The 2991-nt window shown below is 42.2% G+C and carries 4 protein-coding genes; all 4 read left to right on the top strand.

Going from position 1 to position 2991, the window contains the following annotated elements; translation table 11 throughout:
- Positions 1–229: hypothetical protein (locus tag B4237_RS06110; RefSeq protein WP_286942190.1), on the top strand; the 229-nt coding region annotated here is incomplete at its 5' end.
- A 140-nt stretch (positions 230–369) separates the two neighbouring features.
- A complete protein-coding gene (locus tag B4237_RS06105) occupies positions 370–765 on the top strand; it encodes a nuclear transport factor 2 family protein (RefSeq protein ID WP_286942187.1) in 396 nt (131 codons plus the stop codon).
- Positions 766–776: 11 nt separating this feature from the next.
- The gene (locus B4237_RS06100) at positions 777–2204 is read left to right on the top strand and encodes an NAD(P)/FAD-dependent oxidoreductase (RefSeq protein ID WP_286942185.1); all 1428 of its coding nucleotides are present in this window, start codon (positions 777–779) and stop codon (positions 2202–2204) included.
- 60 nt (positions 2205–2264) lie between these two features.
- Positions 2265–2991, top strand: a 727-nt coding sequence (locus B4237_RS06095; RefSeq protein ID WP_286942183.1) for an amino acid permease, incomplete at its 3' end; no start/stop codon positions are given.

Genomic DNA, 2991 nt, shown 5'->3' with positions numbered 1-2991 from the left:
TCGGCCTTGCAAATTTAGGCCACTATTTGCAGTATCAGCAAACAAAGCTTCCCAGACCTGTGGTGCTAATGAATTTGTCACTCGTTTGTCCTTTTTCCTAGTGCAATTTATGAGCTATTTTGAAGCCATCAACCTTAAAGTGGTGCATTTTAGAGATAGAAAAGTAGGATTTCTCTCAATCTGGCATCATCTAAAACTAAGCAAAACACATTCCATGATTGAGATTTAGAAATAATCAATATAAAACAATTGTTTAAAATAAAAACTATCTGGCTCCATCAAAACCTTGCTGCTGGTACTACGTCGAACACAATGATTTACGTACAGTCCAATCATCAGCCGAGATTTTTTAATATTTGGAGCTATCTAATGAATCCAACTCAACTTCTTCAACTCCTTACTAACTTTTCTAATGCTTGGAACAAACATGATGTTGAAGCGTTAATGGCCTGTATGCATCACGACTGTTGTTTTGAAACAGTTGCAGGCAGTGAGGTATTTGGTACTCGCATTCAAGGCTTTGATGCTGTCAAACAAGCATTTGAAAATACGTTTCAGTCTTTCCCTGATGCTCAATGGCTCAATGGTAAACATTGGTTAAGTGATGATGCCCAATTTGGTATTTCAGAGACGACGTTTACGGCAACTGCACCAGATGGTGGGCATATTGAAGCCAACATGGTCGATGTCTTTACTTTCAAGGATGGAAAAATCCTCATTAAAAATGCATTCCGTAAAAACCGACCTGTACAAATCGCTGCATAAGGAGTTTGTCTATGAATCAGTCCATACAGCATTTCATTGGTGACTCAGGTCAAAGCAGAACATCCACTGCAAGAGCATTTGATACTTATAACGCCAAATTTGACCCTTTAACGGATCAAGGATTAAAAGGCAATGAACAATATGCACCCACCTATTGGGTGGCAACAGCTGGAACACCTCCAGAAGATGATGGTCCACTGCTAGGTGATATCGATGCAGATATTGTAATTATTGGCGGTGGTTTCACAGGTCTTTCAACTGCACTCACCCTAGCTGAAGAATTTGGAACTGCACCTTTGGTACTTGAAGCCAATCGAACCGCATGGGGATGCACCAGCCGTAACGGGGGACAAGGGCAAAATGCATCTGGTCGTCTCTATCGTTCACAATGGATTGATAAATGGGGACTCGATACGGCAAAACGTCTCGACTCGGAAATCCGCGAAGGTTTTGATTATTTCAAAAAACTTGTGAGTGGTATTGACTGTGATGCGCAAGATGGTGGGCATTTATATATTGCTCATCGTGGAAAGAAAATGGCTTTTCTAGAAAATGAGGGCAAAGTCATGCGCGATGTGTTTGGATATCAAACACGCATGTTAAGTCGAGAACAACTGCATGAAGAATTTGTCGCCGATCAAGAAGCAGCGGGTGCATTGCTCGAGCCCGATGGTGTGGGTGTACATCCTTTAAAATTAGCGTTTGGCTATTTAAAACGTGCGCGTGCAGCTGGTGCAAAAGTTCATACATCTACGCCTGTTCTCAGTTGGGAAACACGCAACGGCATCCATTACCTACAAACACCATATGGAATCGTGAAAGCAAAACGGGTTGCAGTTGCGACAGGTGGATATACACCAAATGGCTTACATCCAAGCTTGTCTGGCAAGATCATGCCTATTTTATCTAATTCGATCGTGACTCGGCCATTAACAGCGGCAGAACTTAAAGAAGCAGGATTAAACAGTACTACATTTATCACCGATACTCGGACCTTAAGACATTACTATCGCTTACTCCCTGATGGTTCAGTGCAATGTGGTAGTAGAAGTGCGCTTACAGGGGCTGATGCCAACAATCCAGTACACCTCGAACGCTTAAAAGAAGGCCTCTACCGTAAATTTCCGAGCTTGCGTGGTATACCGATTGCATATTCTTGGTGGGGATGGGTTGATGTAAGTCATGACATGATGCCTCGAATCGTACAACCAAACCCTGAAGAAACAATCTATTACGCTATCGGTTATGGTGGGAATGGTGTCTCATTTTCAGCAATGGCAGGTCGTCGGTTGGCTGAACGAATCATAGGAATTCAACGTCCTCAATTCGAATTACCCATTTATCAATCACCTTTGCCATCACATTTCTTCCGTCCCTTTAGACGACTAGGCCAAGCCTTGTTATATCGCTGGTATTACTTAAAAGACGAAATGCTTTAAGTACGATTGCACCATCAATCTAACGATACAGTTATAAAAAATTATGAGGGGTAATCCGATATGTATGATTCAGATTCTAATCAAGATTTAAAAAGCACGTTAAAACCTCGGCACGTACAAATGATGGCACTCGGCGGTGTCATCGGTATGGGCTTATTTGTGGGTAGTTCAGTTGTCATTCAATCTGCTGGTCCAGCTGCCATTTTGTCATTTTTAATCACAGGTGCTTTGATTATTCTTGTCATGAGAATGCTTGGTGAATTGGCAACCGCCTCACCTGTTACTGGTTCTTTTTATGCTTATGCCCGTTATGCCTTTAAAGACTCACCCTTTTTATCTCGATTAGCGGGTTTTATGACTGGCTGGATGTACTGGTATTTCTGGGTGATCGTTATTGCGCTTGAAGCAATCGTAGGCGCAAAACTGCTTGCCTATTGGATGCCTGATTTACCCCAATGGATTATCAGCTTAGTTTTACTCATGTTACTGACAGCAACCAATCTGTTTTCGGTTCGATCTTTTGGCGAATTTGAATTCTGGTTTTCTTCAATTAAAGTTGCCGCAATTACTGTATTTATTTTCTTGTGTTCCATTTACTTATTCGGCTTATGGCCAAATCATCAAGCCTCAGGGTTTGGAGAGCTGTTAAACCATGGCGGTTTTATGCCAAATGGCTGGGGACCAGTGCTATCAGGTGCTGTAGCAGCAACAGCATTTTATTTTGGTGCAGAGATTGTCACCATTGCAGCAGCTGAAACCAAAAACCCTGAAGAGTCTGTCGCCAAAG

It is taken from the genome of Acinetobacter sp. UBA6526 (assembly GCF_002434875.1).
In the GTDB taxonomy this organism is placed as follows: Bacteria; Pseudomonadota; Gammaproteobacteria; order Pseudomonadales; family Moraxellaceae; genus Acinetobacter; species Acinetobacter venetianus.
The sequence above is the reverse complement of the archived record's forward strand: the minus strand, read 5'-3'. Positions and strand labels throughout refer to the sequence as shown.